Below are 22,788 nucleotides of genomic sequence, written 5' to 3' on the forward strand. Positions count from 1 at the left end.
TCATGTTTCATTATACCAAAATAGTACGACTAACTTTTATCTTTTGTTTTATTAGCTTCCAGATTGCAGCACAAAAAATCAATCCAAAAGAAATTAGTCGGCTGGAAAAATTAGCACAACAGGTTTCTGTTATCAGAGATCAATGGGGAATTCCGCATGTTTACGGAAAAACAGATGCCGATGCTGTTTTTGGTTTGCTTTATGCGCAATGCGAAGACGATTTTAAACGAATTGAAATGAATTATATTGAAAAACTGGGACGCCTTGCTGAACTAAAAGGACAATCGGTTTTATACAATGATTTAGAAATTCGCCTTTTAATTGATGCTCAAGAAGCCAAATCTGATTATAAAAAAGCACCTGTCTGGCTTAAAAAATTACTGAACAATTATGCTGATGCGATTAATTTTTATTTATACAAGCATCCCGAAGTTAAGCCGGCACTTTTAACGCATTTCGAACCCTGGTTTCCTTTGCTTTGGACAGACGGAAGTATTGGCGCCATAAGTACTGCTGATCTTACAACAGGAGAATTAAAAGCTTTTTATTCCGGTAATAATGATAAAGTCGCTTATGTAGAAAGAGAGAAAAACGTACAAACGGGCTCTAATGGATTTGCTTTCTCGCCTTCTAAAACTGACGACGGAAATGCTATTTTATACATCAATCCGCACACCACTTTTTACTTTAGACCCGAAGTTCAAATCGCAAGTGAAGAAGGTTTAAATGTTTACGGAGCCGTAACCTGGGGACAATTTTTTATTTATCAGGGTTTTAATGAGAATTGCGGCTGGATGCATACTTCATCAAATGTTGATGTTGCCGATATGTATGCTGAAAAAATCATCAACAAAAACAACAAACTATTCTATGAATTCGACAAAAAGCTTTTGCCTGTTATAGAAAAAGAGATTACAATCAATTATACCGAAAACGGAAAGCTAATTCCTAAAAAGTTCAAAACCTATTTTACCAACAATGGTCCAATAATGGCGAAACGCGACGGAAAATGGATTAGTTTAAAATCGAATAATCGTTCGATGACCAGTCTGATTCAGAGTTGGGTCAGAACCAAATCCAAAAGTTTCGAAGAGTATAAAAAAGCGATGGATCTAAAAGCCAATACATCCAACAATACAGTTTACGCAGACAGTAAAGGAAATATCGCTTACTGGCATGGAAACTTTATCCCAATACGAGATAAAAACCTTAATTGGTCCAAAGTGGTTGACGGATCAACCTCGGCAACACAATGGAAAGGTTTGCATGAAGTCAATGAAACTGTTCACATCTATAATCCGGTAAATGGCTGGTTACAAAATTGTAATTCGACACCTTATACTGTTGCCGGAGAAAATAGTCCGAAAAGAGAAAACTACCTGCCTTATATGGCGCCGGATGGTGAAAACTTTAGAGGAATAAATGCAGTTCGAATTTTCAGCAAAGGAGATCATTATACTTTAGACAAAGTTATTGCAGACGGATACGATACAAAGTTATCAATTTTTGAAATTCTGATTCCGAGTTTAATTACCGTTTTCGAGAAAAATATCAAACCTTCAGATCCTGAATACTCAGAATTGATTGAACCGGTTACAATGTTGAAAAACTGGGATTATTATGCCAAAGAAAATTCGGTAGCTACTACATTGGCAGTTGAATGGGCTTATAAATTAGATCCTATTATCTTAAAAGCCTATATTGACGAAGGCGAATTGGATCAGGTTCAGAATACCAAAAAATTTGCAGCAACAGCAACTGTTAAACAATTAATTCCTCAGTTGCAGGAAGTCGTAAAAGATCTCCAATCAAAATGGGGAACCTGGCAAGTCGCCTGGGGAGAAATCAACCGTTTCCAGCGTTCCAGCGGAGATATTGATCTAAAATATGATGATACCAAACCTAGTTTACCTATTGCTTTTGGTCCTGGTTCGTGGGGAAGCTTACCTTCTTTTAAAAGCAGTTATCAAAATGGTACTAAAAAACGATACGGTTACAACGGAAACAGTTTTGTTTGTGCAGTAGAATTTGGCAAAAAAATTAAAGCAAAATCATTATTAGCAGGTGGAAACAGCAGCGATCCAGACTCTAAACATTTTAGCGATCAGTCTGAAATGTATCAAAAAGGACAATTTAAAGAAGTCTTATTTTATAAAGAAGATGTACTCAAAAATGCTGAGAAAACATACCATCCCGGCGAATGATTTTAATCTTATAAATTAACGCAGAAACCTCGGAAGAAATACCTTTCGAGGTTTTTTTGTAACATAATATTTCTGATATTTGTTAAAAATTGTAAAACTATGAAAAATTCAGCCCTACTATTATTTGCCACTATATTGTTTTCTAACACTATAAATGCACAATTAAAAGCTGTAAAATATACAGATGGTAATCAGGCATTAAACGGATTGTTTGCAAAATCTGCTAAAAAAAGCGCTCAAAATCCGGGTATTTTACTTTTACCGGCATGGCTGGGAATTGATAAAGCTTCAAAAGATATTGCTGAAAATTTAGCAAAATTAGGTTATAATGTTTTCATCGCTGATATTTATGGAGAAGGAAATTATCCTGCCAATACAGCTGAAGCCGGAAAACAAGCGGGTTATTACAAAAAAAATTATGAAGTGTATCAAAAACGTATCAATGCCGCTTTGCAGGAATTAATTAAATCCGGAGCAAATGCGGATAACATTGTAGCTATTGGATATTGTTTTGGAGGAACAGGAGTTCTTGAAGCCGCCCGCGGACATTTAAATCTAAAAGGTGTTGCTTCGTTTCACGGAGGTTTAGGTAAAGATGCTACGCGACCTGCTACGGCTATCACTACAAAAGTTCTGGTTTGTCATGGTGCTGATGATCCGTTTGAATCTGCAGCAGAAATTACCGCTTTTCAACAGGAAATGCGTGATGCTAAAGCCGACTGGCAAATGATTTACTATGCAAATGCAGTTCACTCTTTCACGAATCCTGAAGCCGGAAACGACAACTCAAAAGGTGCAGCATACAATGCCGTTGCCGCAAAAAGATCATTTGAGCATTTACAACTTTTTTTAAACGAAGTACTAAAAAAATAATCTGCTAAAAAAGCAAAAAAACTTTACCAATAAATCAAATAACCCAAAACCAAATCAACAGAATAACCAATGTCACATAGTCCGATTAGAAAAGATAAAACCTGCTTAAACTGCAGGCACGTTGTGGAACAGAATTTTTGCCCAAATTGCGGACAGGAAAATACCGATAGCCGAAAAACCTTTCACCATTTATTCATTCACTTCTTTGAGGATCTGACGCATTATGAAAATGCTTTCTGGAAAACCATTCGTAATTTACTTTTTAAACCATCTACATTAACCAAAGAATATCTTTCCGGAAAAAGATTATCCTACCTTGCTCCTGTTCGTCTTTATATTTTTATAAGTTTTATTACGTTTTTAATGATCGCATTATTTCCGGGTCATGACACTGAAATTGTAACTTCAGACAAGAATAATAAAACAGAAAAAGAAGTTCCTAAAAATATTTTGACCGGAACTTTAAATGATCTTGAACCCGGAGACGATTTTGATGATTTTACCAAAAAAGTAGATTCGATACAAAAATTTGGACCTGAAGAAAAAAAGGCAGATGAGTTTACCTACTGGGCAATCAAAAAGATTCAGTATGTAAAAGAACACAATACCAAAAAAGATATTATTAATAAATTTACGGAATCCTTTATTCACAACATTCCCAAAGTACTCTTTATTATAATGCCATTTTTTGCTTTCTTTTTATGGCTTTTTCACAACAAAAAGAAATGGTATTATTTTGATCATGGAATATTTACACTGCATTATTTTTCATTTCTACTTTTAATATTTCTGATTTTATTTATCATTAGAAGAGTGATTGGATTATTTGGAGAAGACAATCCACTAACTTTCATATCATATATAACTGATTTTCTAGGCTTTACATGGATGTGTTATTATTTTTATCCGGCGCACCATCGTTTTTATGGAGAAAGCAGATTTGTTTCATTTGTTAAAAGTGTCTTATTGTTCTGTATTAACTTCTTTTTTATCCTATTTTTACTAATATTTTATGTTTTCTACACCTTTGTAAACTTACATTAAAACCAATATGAAAAAATTTATAATTCTATTATTAATTGCTACTACCTTCTCCTGCAAGAATGCACAGTCTGTGGTATCAAAAGACAATTCGGATCCGAGTAAATATATAAAAGCCATTTCTGAAAAAGATCTAAAAACCATGTTATACACTGTAGCTTCTGACGAAATGGAAGGACGTGAAACAGGATCTAAAGGACAGAAAAAAGCTGGTCTTTATATGATTGAACAATACAAAAAAAGCGGTATTTCGTTTCCTAAAGGAGCAACGGACTATTACCAGCATATTCCGGCAGCTTTTTTGAATGCAAAACGCAATGAAAACTTACCGGATTCAGAAAACATCTGGGCATATATTGAAGGCTCTGAAAAACCGGATGAAGTTTTGGTCATTTCTGCACACTATGACCACGTAGGAATAAAAAATGGCGAGGTTTACAATGGAGCTGATGATGATGGTTCCGGAACGGTAGCGGTAATAGAAATGGCAAAAGCTTTTGCAAAAGCCAAAAAAGAAGGACACGGACCTAAACGTTCTATTTTATTTCTTCACGTAACCGGTGAAGAACATGGTTTACACGGATCACGTTATTATTCTGAAAATCCGTTATTCCCAATCGCAAACACTATCACTGATATTAATATTGATATGATTGGTCGTCGTGATGTAGAACATGCTAAAACCAATAATTATGTTTATATAATTGGCGCTGACCGACTTTCAACAGATTTACACAATATTGTAGTCGCTCAAAACGAGAAATACACCAAATTAGACTTAGATTTTAAATTTAATGATCCCAAAGATCCAAATCATTTTTATGAGCGTTCTGATCATTACAACTTTGCAAAACATGGTATTCCGTCAGTATTTTTCTTTAATGGAGTTCACGAAGATTACCACCAAAAAGGAGATGAACCTCAAAAAATCGAATACGATGCTTTGACTAAAAGAACACAATTAGCATTCTCGATTGCCTGGGATTTAGCAAATAGAGAAAACAGACCGGTAGTTGATAAACCTATTAAATAGGTTCAAAGACTCAAAGAGGCAAAGGTTCAGAGTTTTTTTGAGACTTTAAAATAATAAAAAAAGGATAAGCTTAGCTTATCCTTTTTTATTTATATCTATTTTATTAATTCAAGATTCTCAAGCAAAACCTTTGCCACTTTGAACCTCAGAACCTTTGTACCTTTTTTTAGTCATTCATAGAAATCAAAAATTCCTCATTATTTTTTGTTTTCTTGAAACGATCGTTTACAAAATCCATAGATTCTACCGGGTTCATATCAGATAGATATTTACGCATAATCCACATTCTTTGTAATGTTTTCTCGTCTAATAATAAATCATCACGACGTGTACTTGACGAAGTAAGATCAATTGCAGGGAAAATACGTTTGTTGGCAATTTTACGATCCAACTGAAGCTCCATATTACCAGTTCCTTTAAATTCTTCAAAGATTACCTCATCCATTTTAGAACCTGTTTCTGTCAGTGCAGTTGCAATGATACTCAACGAACCTCCGTTTTCTACATTTCTTGCAGCTCCAAAGAAACGTTTTGGTTTTTGTAATGCATTAGCATCAACACCACCACTTAATACTTTTCCGGATGCAGGCTGAACGGTATTATAAGCTCTTGCCAAACGTGTAATCGAATCTAATAAGATTACTACATCATGACCACATTCTACCAAACGTTTTGCTTTTTCAAGAACAATATTGGCAATTTTCACGTGCTCTTGCGGCTCTCTGTCAAATGTCGAAGCAATTACTTCTCCTCGCACACTACGCTGCATATCTGTAACCTCTTCAGGACGCTCGTCAATTAAAAGAACAATAAGATAAACTTCCGGATGGTTTGCTGCAATTGCGTTTGCAATGTCTTTTAACAACATTGTTTTACCCGTTTTTGGCTGGGCAACGATCATACCACGTTGTCCTTTTCCTATAGGAGAAAATAAATCAATAATACGGGTTGAAATAGAACTGCCTTTTTCGGCCAATTTAAATTTTTCTGAAGGAAAAACGGGTGTCAGGTGTTCAAAAGAAACTCTGTCGCGAACTACCTGCGGATCGTGACCATTGATTTTAAGTACACGAACTAAAGGGAAAAACTTCTCGCCTTCTTTAGGAGGACGAACCACTCCTTTTACTGTATCTCCGGTTTTAAGACCGAATAATCTGATTTGTGAAGTTGATAAATAAATATCATCCGGAGAGGCTAAATAATTATAATCCGATGAACGTAAAAATCCGTATCCGTCCGGCATCATTTCAAGAACACCTTCACTTTCTATGATTCCGTCAAATTCAAAATCTGAATCTCTGAAATTGTTCTTTTTATTTTTATGGTTTTGATTTTGATTTCCGTTATTCCCATTTCCGTTACCGTTACCATTTTGATTTGGATTTGGATTTTGGTTTTGAACCTGATTCGGATTCTGGTTTTGGTTTGGATTTTGATTTTTATTCTGGTTCGGATTGATCTTTTTTACAGGAGCATTTCCTTCTGTTTTTTCAGCTGCCGGAGCTATAACTTCTGCAACTTCTTCTGTACTTACCTCTTTTACAGTTTCTTTCTCTTTTTGAAGAGCTACCTTTTTCTCGTAAGCGGCTTTATTAAATTTTACAATTTTCGGGCCTTTCTTTTCTTCAGCTACCGGCTGCTCATCAACAGTTTCCTGATTTTCTGCCGGTTGTTTTTTAACAGGCTGAATTTTTGGTGCTGCCTGATTTTTTGGTGTCGGCTGATTTTTTGCATTTGGTTTTGAAACAATTGGAGTTTCTTTTTTCTCCGGAGTTTCCTCAACCTGATCAAATTCAAGAACTGGTGCATTTTTAGAAACAGCAGGCTTTTTAGCAGGTGCAATTCTCGCTCTTTTCGGTTTGTCATCTCCTGCTTCCTTTTCTGCAACAGCAGAAACGGGCGGCAATGCTGCAGTCGCTTCCTGATGCGCTAAAATCTGACTGATTAAAGTGTCTTTTTTAACGCCATTAAACTTTATATTTTTAGCTAACTTAGCTATTTCTTGAAGCTCAGCAAGCTTCATTTCTTTTAATGCAGAAATATCAAACATGAATATTCTATGAATTTAATTATTTTAAAGGAAATACTGTAAAAAGAATAGGTAGATAATTGTTTTCAATTGACCGCAGTATGAAGTGCTTACGGTATTTTGATGCAATAATACGAATAAAATTTAATCATACAATAGTATTTTAAAAAAAGAAAATATATTTTTGTAAAACAATTTCAGATCATGATACAACGAATTCAGACCGTATATTTAATTCTTACCTTCCTAATTACAGGAGTTCTTATGTTTTTTGTTCCGCTTTGGACATTAAATAATGGTAAGGCATTTTATTTTATGCAAGATCAGTTTTACACTATTTTATTAGGTCTGAGTACCATGCTTTCTATCATCAGCATTATTTCATACAAAAAAAGACAAAATCAGTTTGTAATGGGCAGACTGAACATAATATTGAATTTAATTTTATTAGGATTGTTTGTATATCGTTCTCTAAATTTATCTGGAGATACTACTACTATTGTATCAGAGAAAGGTATTGGGATGTTTCTACCTATTGTTGCTATCGTGTTATTAGTTTTAGCTAATAAGGCCATCAAAAAGGATGAGGATCTTGTAAAATCTGTAGACCGTTTGAGGTAAACCTATAAACTTAAGTTTTTTGTGCGAAGAGAACCCGAATTTTATAATTCGGGTTTTTTTGTGCCTATTTTTTTTGTAATTAAAACAAGAGCGTTAAAACAAATTTAAAAAACAACCTTGTAAGATATTTTTTTCATAGTTTTGTTTCATAGTTTCCAAAAATATTATGAAATATAAAATAAGGATACATCTTGCCGATGATCATCAGGTACTTATTGACGGGCTAACCAATTTATTGCAGACGGTAAGTAATTTTGAAGTTGTGGGTAATTCAAAAGATGGTACTACTATTTATGACGATGTTGCTCAAAACAATGCTGACATTTTAGTTTTGGATATCAGTATGCCTAAAAAAGACGGAATTGAGGTTCTAAAAGAATTTAGTCAAAAAGGCTTTCCCTGCAAAGTTATTATCCTATCCAGCTATGATGATCTAAAAATCATTAAAGAGGTAATGAAATTAGGTGCTAAAGGCTACCTTACAAAAAAATGCGCAGGAGAAAATATCATCGAAGCTATTGAAGCCGTTTACCAGGGACAGGAATATTTTTGTGACGCCGTGAGAGAGAAAATCTTTAACAGCTTTACCCATAATAATCCAAAACTCAATAAAAACCTGAATGTAGACAATCCTATTTTAAGTGCCCGTGAAATCGAAATCATCACTCTGATTTCATTAGAATATAGCGGTAAAGAGATTAGTGAACAGCTTTTCATCAGTGTCAATACCGTTGAGACACACCGAAAAAACATCATGAAAAAATTAAAAACAAAAAGCACTATTGGCCTTGTAAAATATGCTTTAAAAAACAACCTGATCAATCCTTAACAGCTTATAAAGTTTTAATCTTTATATAATTTGTATTCTTTATGTCAATTTTTAGAACTTTTATATCATTTCTCTTATTTCTTTTCCTGAACGGAAACATGGCCTTTAGTCAGGAAAAAGAAGTTTTAAAAGACACCACAGTTGTTTCTGCCCAGAGTTCAAAAGAAAAAAACACCATATTTAAACTTCAGAATACTGAGAAAGCAAAGAGCAAAAGAATAGTCAGCCTTACTATTGTTCTTGTTGTCATACTATTCTTTTTGTTTTATTTCTTTTATCAAAACAATAAACTGAAACAAAAGATTAAAAGAAAAGATACCAAACAAAAAATATTACTCAATGTTATTAATGCGGGAATCGACACTCAGGAAATTGAGCGTAAACGTGTTGCCTCATTTTTGCACGACAATATAAACTCTTTACTTTCATCCGTAGGTTTACATTTGAACGCTTTTACCTCTCAAAACAACATCAAATCTGAAGAAATCCAAAAAGCAAAAGCTATACTGGAAGAAGCCCATGACTTACTGCGGGACATGTCGCACGACTTAGTTCCTACATTATTGGTTCGCTTTGGACTGATTTATGCTTTGGAAGATTTATGCGAAAAAAACTCCAACTCTACAATTACTTTTGATTTTTCAAGCACCGTTTCAACAGAAAAAAGATATAATGAAAAATTTGAAATGAAAATTTATTTTATTGTTTCTGAATTATTCAACAATGTGATCAAACACAGTAATGCAAAAAATGCACAGCTTTCACTGGCAGAAGATCGTGATAATTTTGTAGTCATTATTCAGGATAACGGAAAAGGCTTTAAGGCAAAAAAGCTACATGAAGTTGAAGGCTTTGGCTTAAATCGTATCAGAGCCCGAATAAAAAAATACAAAGGAAATATTTCGATTATTTCTAAACCAAACGAAGGAACACTGATTCAGATTCAGGTTCCACTACCTTAATCAAAATTACTTTTTCCCTATCTCAACAATTTCGAGATCTTTGATTTTATCATCGTCTATTACAAACCTTAACATTGTTCGAACCTGATGAAATCCGCTTTTTCCGGCTGCACCGGGATTCATATGCAATAAGTTATTGTTTTTATCGAACATTACTTTTAAGATGTGCGAATGTCCGCAAATAAATAATTTAGGAGGATTTGATGCCATTTCTTCTCTTATAGCCGGATTATATTTGCCCGGATATCCCCCAATATGCGTAATCCAAACCGAAACATTTTCACATAAAAATCTATTGTTCAAAGGAAATTCTAATCTTGCCTGAGCATCATCAATATTCCCGTAAACACAACGTAAAGGTTTCAGCTTTTTTATAGTATCGGTAACACTCAAATCTCCAATATCTCCCGCATGCCAAACCTCATCTGCCTGATTAACATATTTTAAAATCGTATCATCAATATGACTGTGAGTATCGGAAAGGAGAAGGATTTTTTTCATTCTTTTTTAAGAGGCAAAGGTTAAGAGGCGCAAAGGTACAAAGGTTTTTTTTAAAGATGCTAAGATTCTGAGGTGCTAAGGTTCTGAGGTACTAAGTTGCTAAGCTTTTTAATAAAAAATCCGATTTGCTTACGCAAATCGGATTTCAAACTTTGTGTTAGATGCACTGCTGTTTGTGTCTACATTATACGATGTATTTTACATTCCACATCTAACATTTTACAAAAATTACTGTTTCTTAGGATTTTTTAGATCTTTAGTATCTTTAGCCTCTTTAGTATCCATCATTTCCATTAGTTTTAATCCTAATAAACCACTTATAGATCCATCAGAACCAGCATTTCCTGAAATTAACACGTCAGGAATTACTTTGATGTTTCCTTTACCAATTTCCTCTGTGACTTTATATCTGGTAAAATTATCACCGCCCATTGCACTAACCTGAAGTTGGTAGGATTCAGCAGTCGATTTACCAATTGCCATGATTTTTTCGGCTTCGGCCAAACCTGTTTTTGAGATTCTCTCTGCTTCGGCACTTGCATTCAGTTTTGTTGCTTCTGCCTGTGCTCCTGCTCTTGCTTTTGTCGCTTCGGCTTCTGCATTGGCACGCATTTTTGTTGCTTCCGCTTCAGCATTAACATTCAGTTTTAAACTGGTTGCATCTCCTTCTGCTTTTTTTACAGTTGCATCGGCAGTACGTTGTGCAATTTCAACACTTTGTGACGCACGAACGATCTCTTTTTGCATATCGGCAATTGCCGTTTCTTTTTCCATTCCCTGACGTTGTTCCTGCGCCATTCTTTGGGTTTGATATGTTTTTTGTTCTTCTTCGGCTAGTTTTCTGTCTGTTAAAGTTTTCATCAGTGAATCCGGCGGAACGATATCTCCAATCAAAGTATCAACTGCATTTACATTGTATTCGTCTAATACTAGTTTGATATGATTTTTAGCTGATTCCTGACGCTCTTTTCTCGTTGACAAGAACGAAATTACATCGCTATCCTGAGCCGAGTTTCTGAAATAGTTACCAATTGTAGGTTCTAAAACCTGAGAAACCAGATTATTCATACTTCCAAAACGTGCAATAACTTTTGGTGCTTCAGCAGCCGGAACGTGAATAATTTGTGCAACATCCAGATTAAACGGGAAACCATCTTTTGAACGAACGGTAATTGTAGATAGGTTTTTATCTAAATCATGCGATTCACTTCGTGCATTTGCCCAGTTCAGCACCAGATTGGTTGTTGGAACAGCTTCAAGCTTGGTTGTATACTTATTTAAGGCATATTTTCCTGGTCCAAAAGGCTCCATCCATACACCACGTTGTCCTTTTGAAACAATATTTCCGTGTTTAAAAGTATCTCCGGTAACATCCTGTCCGTCTTCTCCAATATATGAAATCACAACACCAACATATCCAATAGGCACATCGGTCATTGGGTTTTGTTCGATTAAAATTCCCCAGGTATTAATATAATAAGATCCTGCCAGCATAACCTGAGGTTGTAAACCACGGTTTCCGCCATGTTCCAGAAATTTATCAAAATCCTGAAAGTTATTATGGTCTTCGACAAATTTACCTGCAATTTGTCCCTGCGGAATTGGTTCTCCGTCAAGTGCCGTTACGATACCAATCATATTTTCATAAATCTTGATCTGATCTGCAATAACAATTTCAAATAAGAATGTATTAATACGATATGAACCTGTGGTAATAAAAGCAGTCTGACGTCCTTTTTGTCCGCCATTATTTAAGAAAGCTGTAGCATCCTGAAAGTTGTCACTTTCTACTCTTCTGGCTAAGATTCTACCGGTTGGAATTTCTTTTCCATCCTTACTTAAAACCAGTCCAATTTTTCCTTCCGGAATTAGCGTAAAACTGGTCATATCTATCGAATATTGCCAGATCCACATTCCCCAGTATAAACCTGGAGCAAGTGTTTGTGCCTGATAACCTGCCTCTCCTTTTGTCGCTATAATACGACCATCAGGAAGTGATTTGTCAGCCCCAAACAAAACGAATTTCTTGGTTACTAAACCAATTTTATCCTCCGGAACCATTACCATTCCGAAGAAAACGCGCAAAATAAATTTGTGAAAAAGAATGGAGAATAATATTAAAATTATCCACCAGTAAGAAGTAATTTCATTCATGATTTTTTGATATTTAGACTACAAACATAAGAGAAATATTTCCTGTTAAAATGAATTATTTGTAAAATTAACATTTGCTAATTTTCTTTCACAGATGTTAAAAAAAAGTTTTATTTAAATCGTTGGAATTGTCAATTTCTGACCTGATTTTTTCATGAACAAACTGTGATTGGTATTTTGGGTTTTAACAGTTTCTAGAAAGATTCAGAGGTGCAGAGTGGCAAAGGTTCAAAGGTTTTGTTATTTAATTTTTAAAAGTATTGTAGTAAATAAAAACATATATTTTTCTACAACGATTTTAAGGTTTTCCGTAAAGATGATTACATATGATATGAACAAAGAGATAACATCATTAAAAAAACCTATGAACCTTTGTTGCTTTGAACCTTTGAACCTATTAAGAAAAAAAACTTTGTACCTTTGCACCTTAGAACCTCTGCACCTTAAAATGAGATATTTTATTCAATTTGCATATAACGGCACACATTATCATGGCTGGCAATTTCAACCCAACGCATCCTCTGTTCAGGAAACCTTAAACAAGGCGCTTTCGGTTTTATTAAATACACCTATAAATGTAATGGGAGCCGGACGAACTGATACCGGTGTTCATGCTGAGGAAATGTATGGCCACTTTGACTTAGAAACCCCTATTGACACTCTAAACCTAATACACAAACTCAATTCGTATTTGCCAAAAGACATTGCGATTTTTGATATTATTTTGGTGCATGACGATGCACATTGTCGTTTTGATGCTACCAAAAGAACGTATGAATACCATATCAATACAGTTAAAAATCCGTTTTTACAGGAATTGAGCTGGTATTTTAATCAAAAATTAGATGTAGCTTTGATGAATGAAGCAGCAAAGATTTTACTAAAGCATACCGATTTTCAGTGTTTCTCGAAGGTAAATACAGATGTAAACACTTTTGATTGCACGATTTTTGAGGCGTACTGGAAACAGGAAAACAGTAAATTGGTTTTTACTATTTCGGCAAACCGATTTTTAAGAAATATGGTTCGTTCTATTGTGGGAACTTTAGTAAATATAGGACTGCACAAAATTACGTTAGCTGATTTTGAAAACATTATTGCGAGTAAAAGCAGAGAAAAAGCTGGATTTTCGGTTCCGGCGCATGGTTTATATTTAACCGAAATAAAATACGATTACATCACCAAATAGCCCTGATTGCAGTGAAAAGCTTTTTTGAAAAAAATATTGTTTTTGTAATTTTTATGGAGCGACCAACGGAAGCTTTATAAAAATTATACAAAAACATATTTTTGAGAAAAACTTGTAACGAAAAGCAGGAATAGCTCCTTAAAATACATGAAAGCAAAAGCATTCGATACCGGTTTATTCAAACGAATCCTAAAATATACCAAGCCTTATAAATGGCGCTATTACGGCGTTATTCTTTTTGCAGTTTCGTTATCGATTTTTGCAGCACTTCGTCCCTATTTATTAAAAGAAACGGTCGACGGCTATATCAAGACACACGACAAGCATGGTTTGTTGTTATACATTATTTTAATGGGTGTTGTTTTGCTAATGGAAGTTTTCTCCCAATTCTATTTTGTGTACTGGGCAAACTGGCTGGGTCAGGATATTGTAAAAGATATTCGAACAAAACTTTTCAAACATATTCTGAGTTTTAGAATGAAATATTTTGATTTGGTTCCGGTTGGGCAATTGGTGACCAGATCAGTTTCAGACATTGAATCGATTGCACGTATTTTCAGCCAGGGTCTTTTTATGATTATAAGTGACCTGATGAAAATGCTGGTGGTCTTGATTTTTATGTTTTATATGAACTGGAAACTAACCTGGATTGTGGTCGTTGCTATGCCAATTCTGGTTTTTATTACCCGAATTTTTCAACGCAAAATGCAGGTTGCTTTTGAGGAAGTCCGAACCCAGATTGCCAACATGAACTCATTTGTTCAGGAACGTGTGACGGGAATGAAGATTGTTCAGCTTTTTAACCGTGAGAAAATCGAAGCCGAAAACTTTAAAGAAATCAACAACAAACACAGAGTTGCCTGGATTAAAACGATTTTATACAACTCGATATTTTTTCCAATTGCTGATATTATTTCGTCTATTACTTTAGGACTGGTTGTGGTTTATGGCGGGTTTAAAATTCTGAATGGAGATCATTTTACCACTTTTGGAGATTTATTCTCCTATACGATGTTTATTGGTATGTTGTTTAATCCGCTGCGTCAGATTGCAGATAAGTTTAATGAGATGCAATTAGGTATGATTGCTGCCAATCGTGTTTTTGATATTATCGATACTCAGGATCATATTCAGGATACCGGAACCATCGAAGCACCTATTTTTAACGGAAGTATTGAATTTAAAAATGTCCGTTTTAGTTATATTCCTGAAGAGGAAGTTATAAAAGGAATTGATTTATCTGTCGCTTCCGGGCAAACAGTTGCTATTGTAGGATCTACCGGAGCCGGAAAATCTACTATTATAAATTTACTCAATCGTTTTTACGAAATAAACAGCGGAACCATTTTTATTGACGGTCATAATATCGAGAACTATACTTTGGCTTCACTACGAAAACAAATTGCGGTTGTATTACAGGATGTATTTTTGTTTGCCGATACAATTTACAATAATATCACTTTGCATAATCCGGAGATTACCCGTGAAAAAGTTTTGGACGCTGCCAAAAAAATTGGTGTTCATGATTTTATCATGAGCCTGCCTGATAATTATGATTTTGATGTAAAAGAACGCGGTGTGATGCTTTCGTCAGGACAACGTCAGTTAATTGCCTTTTTACGATCGTATGTGAGTAATCCTAGTATTTTGATTTTGGATGAAGCAACATCATCAATTGACACGTATTCTGAAGAATTGATTCAGCGTGCGACCGAAACAATTACCAAAGGAAGAACTTCTATTATTATCGCACACCGATTGGCTACAATTGTAAATGCAGATAAAATTGTGGTAATGGACAAAGGATTGATTGTTGAACAGGGAACGCACCATGAATTGCTCAATAAAACCGACGGATTCTACAAAAATCTCTACGACTCACAATTTTCGGTTGCGAATTAGAGATTCAAATGCTAAAAAAGTTCTTAAAAAAGTTAAATTAGCGTTATAAGAATCATAAAACTGATGCTTCACTGCCAGTGGGATAGCAGTACTTTTTTTTGAATTATTTATCTTTGAGAGACAAAATTCAAATGCAAAAGAAAATGCCACAAAACAGATTTTATCCAAACGAAGAATTCAAAGAAATAGAAATAAACGCCTCATTACAACTTAGATATGCAATTTCAAATAAAGGCCGATTAATAAGCTTTACAGATGAAATTCAAAACGGACGTCTCTTAAAAGGCGGTTTAAGTGACGGATATCCTACTTTTAGATTTAAGGTCAGAAATGACGACAAAATTGTCAATAAATATCTCTTTTTATACAAATTAGTCGCTCAGTATTTTATTCCAAAACAATCAGAAGAACAAACGTATGTACTTCATTTAGATTACAACCGTAGCAACGATGATGTAAATAATTTGCGTTGGGCAACCAAAGCCGAAATGATGGCACACAGTCGTAAAAGTCCGCGTGTGATTCAGGCTAAAAAGAACCTGATCGAGCACAACTTAAAAGCTGACGGAAGAAAATTAACCACTACCAAAGTGATGTTAATTAAAAAAATCCTCGCCCGACCAGAACAAAAAACACGTTTAAAAATGATTGCTAAACAATTTGGCGTAAGCGAAATGCAGATTCGCAGAATCGCAAGCGGTGAAAACTGGGGACACGTTAAGGTTTAATTGTTGTTGAAAAAGGTAAAGGGTAAAATGTGAAATGTTAGAATATTTAAACTAACATTTCACATTTTACCTTTTTAATTTTAAATCTCAACCAATTAACATCTCACTTTTTCACATTTTCACATTTTACCTTTTTACAACTTACTATTTTTTAAAATAAATCCTTAAATTCGCAATCACAAATAACAAAGAAAAAAATCGATAAATGAGTTTCGGAATTAAACTTCATTATTCGGTAATAAATACTAAAAACCAAAAAAATGAAATACGACGTTATTGTTTTAGGAAGTGGTCCTGGCGGATATGTAACAGCGATTAGAGCTTCACAATTAGGCTTTAAAGTAGCTGTAGTTGAAAAAGAAAACCTTGGTGGTGTATGTTTAAACTGGGGATGTATCCCAACAAAAGCATTACTAAAATCAGCTCAGGTTTTTGATTATTTAAAACATGCCTCTGACTACGGATTGAAAGTTTCTGAATTCGATAAAGATTTCCCTGCTGTAGTACAACGTAGCCGTGGTGTTGCTGAAGGAATGAGCAAAGGAGTTCAATTCTTAATGAAAAAAAACAAAATTGACGTTATAGAAGGTTTTGGAAAATTAAAACCAGGAAAAAAACTTGACGTTACTGATAAAGACAATAAAGTAACTGAATATAGCGCTGATCATATTATTATTGCTACCGGAGCTCGCTCTCGTGAGTTACCAAATTTACCACAAGATGGTGTAAAAGTAATTGGATACCGTCAGGCAATGACATTACCAACACAGCCAAAATCTATGATTATTGTAGGTTCCGGAGCAATTGGAGTTGAGTTTGCTCACTTCTATAACTCAATGGGGACTGAAGTTACTATTGTAGAATTTATGCCTAACATTGTTCCTGTTGAAGACGAGGATATCTCTAAACAAATGGAGCGTTCTATGAAAAAAGCAGGTGTAAAAATTATGACCAACTCTTCTGTTGAGAAAATTGACACTACAGGAAATGGCGTTAAAGCAACTGTAAAAACGGCTAAAGGAGAAGAAATTCTTGAAGCTGACATCGTACTTTCGGCAGTTGGAATCAAAACTAACATTGAAAACATTGGTTTAGAAGAAGTTGGAATCGCTGTTGACAGAGATAAAATCTTAGTAAACGCTTACAACGCAACTAACATCCCTGGATATTATGCTATTGGAGACGTTACTCCAGGACAAGCTTTAGCACACGTTGCTTCTGCAGAAGGAATCAACTGTGTAGAGAAAATTGCTGGTTTACATGTAGATCCAATCGATTACGGAAACGTTCCTGGTTGTACTTACGCAACTCCTGAAATCGCTTCTGTAGGTTTAACAGAAAAACAAGCAAAAGAAAAAGGTTACGAATTAAAAATTGGTAAATTCCCATTCTCAGCTTCTGGAAAAGCAAAAGCTGCAGGTGCTGCTGACGGATTCGTAAAAGTAATCTTTGATGCTAAATACGGAGAATGGTTAGGATGCCACATGATTGGTGCTGGTGTTACAGATATGATTGCTGAAGCAGTTGTAGCCCGTAAACTTGAAACTACAGGTCATGAAATCCTTAAATCTATCCACCCTCACCCAACAATGAGCGAGGCGGTTATGGAAGCTGTAGCTGATGCTTACGGCGAAGTAATTCACTTGTAATAATATACCGTTTACGGTTATATATAATTTTTCAATTTATAAAATCCGATTTGTGATAACAGATCGGATTTTTTGTTTTGTCATTTCGAGGAAGGAAAAATGACAATACTTACATAAATATCATGAACTTTAAATTTTATAAAGAAAAGTTGTTAAAAACTTCACATTAAAAAATTTTCTCATCGTCTTATAATTCCTATTTTTATTTTTTATAAATAAGATTTTATGAAACTACCTTTTATAGAAATAATCGAAGCCACAACCAGTAATCCTAATTTACTAATGTGGAAGTTTTATGATGAAGATAAAGAAATAAAAAACGGGGCAAAACTAACTGTTCGTGAAAGTCAACATGTTATGTTATTAAATGAAGGTCAGCTTGCCGATGTTTTCTCTCCGGGACTTTACACTTTATCTACAGAAAACATTCCGGTTTTAAGCAAACTAAAAGGCTGGAAATACGGTTTTGAAAGTCCGTTTAAAGTCGATGTTTATTTTTTCAACACCCATCAGTTTATCAATAACAAATGGGGAACTCCTGCTCCTATTCTATTAAACGATCCACAATTTGGACAAATCAGGGTTCGTGCTTTTGGAAGTTTCGACATTAAAATCATTGATGTTGCCAAATTCTTTCGTCAATATGCCGGAACGTATCAGCAGCTTACCATTTTTGAATTACAAAACCAGTTAAGAGATTTTGTAGCACCTAAATTTGGAGAAGTTCTCGCAAATGAAAACATCACTGTTACTGATATTGCCGGAAACATTACACAATTAGGCCATAAAATTGAACCTTATCTTAAACCTTATTTTCTTCAGTTTGGAATCGAATTAACGCAATTTGTCATCACCAGCGTAACATTACCTGAAGAAGTTACAGCACATTACGATAAAATAACCAATATGAATATGGTAACCGATATGGATAAATTTACCAAATTCAATACCGCAACTGCTATTGGCGATAAAGGAACAGCACTTCATGATGCAACTCAAAATGCGTTAAGTATGGGAATTCTTTTTAATCAGCTTCAGCAAAATAAAGAAACTCCCAAGCAGGAAACCACAGACGATTTAACTTCGAAACTTCAAAAACTAAAGTCTTTATTTGACGCTGGTTTAATTGATGAAGACGAGTTTAAAACCAAAAAAACGGAATTATTAAATCAATTGTGATGGAAGAAAAAAAAGTAAACTCATTCCTGGATAAACTTAAAGAGAAAGCCAAAAACCAAACCAATTATGGCGGCGAAGCGGAGATGAATGATGCTCAGATGAATCTTCGGGACTGTCCTAACTGTGGTGCGGGAAGAGCCAAACAAGATGGTGTGACACATTGTGCTTACTGTGGTTTTGAGTTTATAAACGTAAAACTTACTGATGGTGTTTACATAAAAAAAGAAGACAATTCAATTTAAAAATAAAAGATAGTGTTCGGATTATTCAATAAACAAAAAGACGAGGCTCTGCCAGAATGGTATTCAGAACTTCAGCAGTCGCAGGAAAGATGGTTTTCTTTTCTGGAAAAACTCGAAGCCAAAACAGAAGAATTTGCAACAGCAGCAATTCCGGAATTAAAAGACATTCTGCAAAGCGATGATGATTTATACAAAAGAACTTTTCACAGAGTATATTCTGGTGTAAATGGTCAGTTGCAAAACATCAGAAGCAAAGCCAGAGATACTTATGAGGAAAAAATAATTGATGTTTACCAAAATTACAACATGCAGATTTCTGTGTTAAGCAAGCATCATAATTTAGTATCAGATTTTAGAACAGCTTGTTCAGATCGTTACAGCGATTTTGAAGATAAATGCGAATATTGGAGAAATCAGATTGAAAAAACCCAGGAACGCGATCTTCAAATCGAATATCAAAAAATACTCGACGAATACGAAACCATTAAAAACAAATTCAACTGCACACAATGTGGCGGAAATATTGAAATCGAAAAAATCTTTTTAATCGAAACATACATTTCGTGTCCGTATTGCAAAACCCAAAATACATTTGCACCCAGCACACAGGCAAGAAATCTGCAAAATATTGCGCGAGGACTAGCAGAGCAAAGAACAGCACATTTGTATGAAGCTTTCGAAACCGAAAATAGTAAAGAACGTGAATTGTACCATCAGCGTCATGAATTAAGTCTGAGTAAAATTCACGAATCTGATAAAAAAGTGCTGAGCCAAATCCAGGCAAAAATGGATGAACTCGAAGAACAAAGGCAATTTGTGATTAAGAACACCCAAAAATTACATCAGGTTTATTTGCGTGCTATGTATGACGAATGGAACAAAATCACGCCCGATTTAAAAGAACACAACGAAAAAATGTATCAAAATCAATTGCAATATTTATAATTTATTAACCTTAAAACTTGAAAAATGTTTAAAAAACTTTTTGGAGCCTTAACCGGAGACAACAAACAGGAAAATCAAAATTATGAAGCTCAAACTTCAAATAATTATGAGAATGATTATGAAGATAACTATCAGGAAGTAGAATACGATCCTGAAACTTTACACGGAACACATTATACTGCAGAAGATTTTGATGATGAAGTGGCATCAAGAGCTGAAGCCTGGATCGCAGACGAACGAGATAATGGCGAAAATCTTGAAGAAAAAGACATTCAAAACATCTATTTCAATTACAGAAGAGAAGTTTATACAGAATGGAACAACTGCGATTCAGATCAAATGATTCGATTTGAGCACGCTAATTCATTAAAATATACCGGAATTCAGACCTCAGGCTTTATAAAAGTTGATGATGACAATCCGTTTCTTCAGCCTGTTCATGGTGTAGATTTAAGAACTTACACAGCAATGTGCCTTAAAATTAGTGCCGGAATTGATTATCTTGAAGTTTGCAAAGCAATGGGCTTCGAACCTGTAATCTGGGAAGAACTAAACACAATCTGGCCGCAACGTATGGGCGAAGACACATCGTTTACAGTAACTACTTTGTTTGGACAATATTATGCTGAAAACGTAACTGTACCACAATTAGAAAATCTTAAAGCTGAAATTTCTGAAGAAGGAGCTGCAAATCTTGAAAGAATAAAAAACGATCGTTATTTCTATGAAGAACTTACAGGTGCAAGACAAGCTGCATACGAATACGGAATTGACGGTGCACAATGGATTTTAGATAACTTTGGAATAAACCTTGCCGATTTTCAATCTGTAGCCATGCAATGGATGACAGAACAAAATCAAAACTGGAACTCTGAAGACATTCTCGAATTCTCGAATTACCAACAGGAAAAACAAAAAGAATATGCTACTAAGTTTGCTCAGGAACAAGGCGGAAATATTGCTGACGATGTAAATTTTTAAAATTAACATTTACTTAAATAAACAGAAATCCGATTTAGTTTTAAATCGGATTTTTATTTTCATAACTTTATGACCAAACAAAAAAGGTCATGAAAGAAATCTGTATTGTTGAATTTCCCTCAAATCTGGGCTTAAAAGAACCGGAAACCGGAAAAGAACCCGGCGTAAAAAATTTACCGGATTGGTTCTGGAAACATAATTTGCATAAAGCCATTCATCCCAAGAACATCATCAGACTTGATCCTCCAAAATACAGCAACAGCAGAGATCCCGAAACCAATATCCTAAACGCAAATTCGTTAGTCGATTATGCAAGAGAACAAGCATATCTGATCAACAATTTACTCACACAAAATAAATTTCCGTTTATATTGGGCGGCGATTGCAGTATTCTTTTAGGTCCGGCGATTGCCTTAAAACAAAAAGGAAATTACTGCTTGTTTTATCTTGACGGTCACACTGATTTTATGAATATCTCGTTATCAGAAACCGGAGGTGTTGGCGGAATGGCTGCTTCGATCGTTACAGGAAACGGACACGAAAAACTAACCAACATTCTCAACTTATCGCCTTATATCAACGAAGAAAACCTTTGGTGTGTAGGCAATCGTGAATATGATGACGAATACGAAAATGAAATACGAAACTCATCTGCCACTTACATCAGTCTTCAGGAATTACGCAAACAGGGCGTTTCAAACTGTGTAAAATCATTTCTTTCGCAAATAGAAAACAAAAATCTTGACGGTTTCTGGCTTCATATCGATGTCGATGTATTAAACGATACTTTAATGCCATGTGTAGACAGCCGTACACCAGACGGTTTGACTTATGAGGAATTCAATGAGCTTACGTCGTATTTATTCGAAAGTTCAAAATTAAGCGGTCTTGAAATCACCATTTTAGATCCAGATCTGGATGATACAGGACAATACACAAAAAGTTTTGTAGAAAACATATCAACGACTTTCAAAAAACATTTTAATACGTTGACTTAAAATAAAAATGTTTTAGATTAGTCTTATCATGATCCTTCCAAAAGGATTTTTTAAAGCGTCTCATTTCTTAAACAATAAAAAACATGACATTAGAAGAATACAAAAAAGAATTTTCTGAAGATGATGCTGTGGGCTGGCTGGAGATCGATAAACAATTCGATGAGCTTTATCCCAATCAGGAACCCAAACATTTTGCCCCTGCGATAAGCTATATGCTGGGTGGAGAAGATCCGCTTGACGGAATAAGTATTTACGAAAGTAAAAACCAAACAGATCATTTTCATTTTGTAACGTACGGATTTTCAGAATTATATTATAACGAAGAAAAACTGGACAGTGAATTTAGCAAATGGGGATTTGAACTTACTTTTAGATTAAAACCTTTTAGCGGCGACGGCGAAACTCCAGGCTGGCCAATTGCTCTTTTGCAAAACATAGCCAAATATGTTTTTAGCAGCGGAAACTGGTTTGAAGAGTTTCATTATATGCCGGCAAATGGTCCAATCAGACTTGATACAGATACGGATATCACAGCTTTATTGTTTGTAAACGATCCGGAAATAGAAAAGATTCAGACACCACATGGAGAAGTTTCGTTTTTGCAAATCGTTGGAATAACTTCTGCCGAATATGAGCACATCAAAGAAAATCCTGATACAGTCGAAGAATTAGTCAATAAATTAAAGAAAGACAATCCTTTGTTGGTAACTGATTTAAACAGAAAATAA

The 22,788-nt window shown here is 34.8% G+C and carries 20 protein-coding genes; 17 read left to right on the forward strand and 3 right to left on the reverse strand.

Annotated features, from left to right (window positions below):
* The first annotated feature begins 2 nt into the window (after positions 1–2).
* The 4 genes from A4F88_RS11590 (at position 3) to A4F88_RS11605 (ending at position 5,151) form a co-directional block, all read left to right on the forward strand.
* Positions 3–2,204 carry a penicillin acylase family protein gene (locus tag A4F88_RS11590; protein ID WP_068842776.1) on the forward strand — a complete coding sequence of 734 codons (2,202 nt, stop codon included), beginning with the start codon at positions 3–5 and terminating at the stop codon, positions 2,202–2,204.
* A 99-nt stretch (positions 2,205–2,303) separates the two neighbouring features.
* The gene (locus A4F88_RS11595) at positions 2,304–3,077 is read left to right on the forward strand and encodes a dienelactone hydrolase family protein (RefSeq protein ID WP_068842777.1); all 774 of its coding nucleotides are present in this window, start codon (positions 2,304–2,306) and stop codon (positions 3,075–3,077) included.
* Between the two features lie 69 nt (positions 3,078–3,146).
* A complete protein-coding gene (locus A4F88_RS11600; RefSeq protein WP_068842778.1) occupies positions 3,147–4,121 on the forward strand; it encodes a DUF3667 domain-containing protein in 975 nt (324 codons plus the stop codon).
* Between the two features lie 7 nt (positions 4,122–4,128).
* A complete protein-coding gene (locus A4F88_RS11605) occupies positions 4,129–5,151 on the forward strand; it encodes a M28 family peptidase (protein ID WP_068842779.1) in 1,023 nt (340 codons plus the stop codon).
* 166 nt (positions 5,152–5,317) lie between these two features.
* Here A4F88_RS11605 and rho read toward each other — a convergent pair whose 3' ends face one another.
* Complete coding sequence (rho, locus tag A4F88_RS11610; RefSeq protein ID WP_068842780.1) at positions 5,318–7,201, reverse strand: transcription termination factor Rho; 1,884 nt, start codon at positions 7,199–7,201, stop codon at positions 5,318–5,320.
* Between the two features lie 183 nt (positions 7,202–7,384).
* Between rho and A4F88_RS11615 the strand changes: the two genes are divergently transcribed.
* The 3 genes from A4F88_RS11615 to A4F88_RS11625 all read left to right on the forward strand — a co-directional run bounded on the left by A4F88_RS11615 (position 7,385) and on the right by A4F88_RS11625 (position 9,592).
* Positions 7,385–7,801, forward strand: a complete 417-nt coding sequence (locus A4F88_RS11615; protein WP_068842781.1) for a DUF4293 domain-containing protein — start codon at positions 7,385–7,387, stop codon at positions 7,799–7,801.
* Positions 7,802–7,967: 166 nt separating this feature from the next.
* Positions 7,968–8,630, forward strand: coding sequence for a response regulator (locus A4F88_RS11620; protein WP_068842782.1), 663 nt, complete (start codon positions 7,968–7,970; stop codon positions 8,628–8,630).
* 41 nt (positions 8,631–8,671) lie between these two features.
* Entirely contained in the window at positions 8,672–9,592 is a 921-nt protein-coding gene (locus A4F88_RS11625) for a sensor histidine kinase (protein WP_068842783.1), read from the forward strand.
* Between the two features lie 6 nt (positions 9,593–9,598).
* Here A4F88_RS11625 and A4F88_RS11630 read toward each other — a convergent pair whose 3' ends face one another.
* Positions 9,599–10,093 carry a metallophosphoesterase family protein gene (locus tag A4F88_RS11630; RefSeq protein ID WP_068842784.1) on the reverse strand — a complete coding sequence of 165 codons (495 nt, stop codon included), beginning with the start codon at positions 10,091–10,093 and terminating at the stop codon, positions 9,599–9,601.
* Positions 10,094–10,321: 228 nt separating this feature from the next.
* A complete protein-coding gene (locus A4F88_RS11635; protein WP_068842785.1) occupies positions 10,322–12,247 on the reverse strand; it encodes an SPFH domain-containing protein in 1,926 nt (641 codons plus the stop codon).
* A gap of 448 nt (positions 12,248–12,695) precedes the next feature.
* On the opposite strand from A4F88_RS11635, the gene truA reads away from it, so the two are divergent.
* The 10 genes from truA (at position 12,696) to A4F88_RS11685 (ending at position 22,788) form a co-directional block, all read left to right on the forward strand.
* A complete protein-coding gene (gene truA, locus A4F88_RS11640; RefSeq protein WP_068842786.1) occupies positions 12,696–13,436 on the forward strand; it encodes a tRNA pseudouridine(38-40) synthase TruA in 741 nt (246 codons plus the stop codon).
* Positions 13,437–13,583: 147 nt separating this feature from the next.
* A complete protein-coding gene (locus tag A4F88_RS11645; protein ID WP_068842787.1) occupies positions 13,584–15,338 on the forward strand; it encodes an ABC transporter ATP-binding protein in 1,755 nt (584 codons plus the stop codon).
* 143 nt (positions 15,339–15,481) lie between these two features.
* Positions 15,482–16,066 (forward strand): NUMOD4 domain-containing protein, encoded by a 585-nt coding sequence (locus tag A4F88_RS11650; RefSeq protein ID WP_068842985.1) that lies wholly within the window; start codon positions 15,482–15,484, stop codon positions 16,064–16,066.
* Positions 16,067–16,326: 260 nt separating this feature from the next.
* Positions 16,327–17,715 carry a dihydrolipoyl dehydrogenase gene (gene lpdA / locus A4F88_RS11655; protein WP_068842788.1) on the forward strand — a complete coding sequence of 463 codons (1,389 nt, stop codon included), beginning with the start codon at positions 16,327–16,329 and terminating at the stop codon, positions 17,713–17,715.
* A 225-nt stretch (positions 17,716–17,940) separates the two neighbouring features.
* A complete protein-coding gene (locus A4F88_RS11660) occupies positions 17,941–18,894 on the forward strand; it encodes an SPFH domain-containing protein (protein WP_068842789.1) in 954 nt (317 codons plus the stop codon).
* Positions 18,894–19,136 carry a hypothetical protein gene (locus A4F88_RS11665; RefSeq protein ID WP_068842790.1) on the forward strand — a complete coding sequence of 81 codons (243 nt, stop codon included), beginning with the start codon at positions 18,894–18,896 and terminating at the stop codon, positions 19,134–19,136. The genes A4F88_RS11660 and A4F88_RS11665 overlap by 1 nt, the downstream gene beginning before the upstream one ends.
* A gap of 12 nt (positions 19,137–19,148) precedes the next feature.
* Positions 19,149–20,081 carry a hypothetical protein gene (locus tag A4F88_RS11670; protein WP_082815757.1) on the forward strand — a complete coding sequence of 311 codons (933 nt, stop codon included), beginning with the start codon at positions 19,149–19,151 and terminating at the stop codon, positions 20,079–20,081.
* Between the two features lie 24 nt (positions 20,082–20,105).
* Positions 20,106–21,062: a DUF6620 family protein gene (locus A4F88_RS11675; protein ID WP_068842791.1), complete on the forward strand. Its 957-nt coding sequence runs from the start codon at positions 20,106–20,108 to the stop codon at positions 21,060–21,062.
* A gap of 89 nt (positions 21,063–21,151) precedes the next feature.
* Positions 21,152–22,060 (forward strand): arginase family protein, encoded by a 909-nt coding sequence (locus A4F88_RS11680; protein WP_068842792.1) that lies wholly within the window; start codon positions 21,152–21,154, stop codon positions 22,058–22,060.
* An 83-nt stretch (positions 22,061–22,143) separates the two neighbouring features.
* Positions 22,144–22,788, forward strand: coding sequence for a suppressor of fused domain protein (locus A4F88_RS11685; protein WP_068842793.1), 645 nt, complete (start codon positions 22,144–22,146; stop codon positions 22,786–22,788).

It is taken from the genome of Flavobacterium chilense, from assembly GCF_001602525.1.
Taxonomy (GTDB): domain Bacteria; phylum Bacteroidota; class Bacteroidia; order Flavobacteriales; family Flavobacteriaceae; genus Flavobacterium; species Flavobacterium chilense.